The organism is Pseudoalteromonas sp. NZS100, from assembly GCF_015864815.1.
GTDB classification, from domain to species: domain Bacteria; phylum Pseudomonadota; class Gammaproteobacteria; order Enterobacterales; family Alteromonadaceae; genus Pseudoalteromonas; species Pseudoalteromonas distincta.
Window position 1 is genome coordinate 1 of the sequence record NZ_JADYWM010000066.1, and the last position, 619, is coordinate 619.

Below are 619 nucleotides of genomic sequence, written 5' to 3' on the forward strand. Positions count from 1 at the left end.
CTTAACTAGGCGCGTTTCCTCGCGACGTACACGGTGTTGGATGAGACCCCACCGGTGAGCGCATTGTCAAAGTCGACCGCGTGCGCGATCGGGTTCTCGAACACTTGGCCGAGGCGCTCCATGAATTCGGCATCGGAAGGGTCATCCGACCACAATGCGAAGACGCCACCGACGGTGAGATGGGCTCGCACACGACGAAGACCTTCGACGGTGTAGAGGTCGGCGTGGCTGGGGTCGAGCTGGTGCCGGGGTGAGTGGTCGACATCCAGAAGAATCACGTCGTAGGGCACCGTCGGTTCGGCGCGCATCACGGCGAAGAAGTCGGCGTGGGTGAGAGTGGTGCGGCTATCACCCGTGAGTTCGGCAGACACCGGCAGCAAGCCACGATTGTGCCAATCAATCACGGCCGGCAGAGCATCGATCACTTCGAGCGAAGTCACGCGCGGATCGGCGAGAGCGGCAACGGCCGTGTAGCCAAGGCCGAGCCCGCCGTTGACGACGCGCAGTCCATCCCCGGTAGCCGCCGCAAGCCCGAGATCGGAAAGCGCGATTTCGGCGACAGTGAAGAGGCTCGACATGAGGTACTCATCGCCGAGTTTGACCTCATAGACGTCAACGT

The 619-nt window shown here is 62.4% G+C and carries 1 protein-coding gene; it reads right to left on the reverse strand.

Annotated elements, in window-relative coordinates:
* Positions 1-5: 5 nt before the first annotated feature.
* Positions 6-619 (reverse strand): spermidine synthase (locus I6E69_RS20510; protein WP_197122234.1); only part of this gene is annotated, 614 nt, incomplete at its 5' end.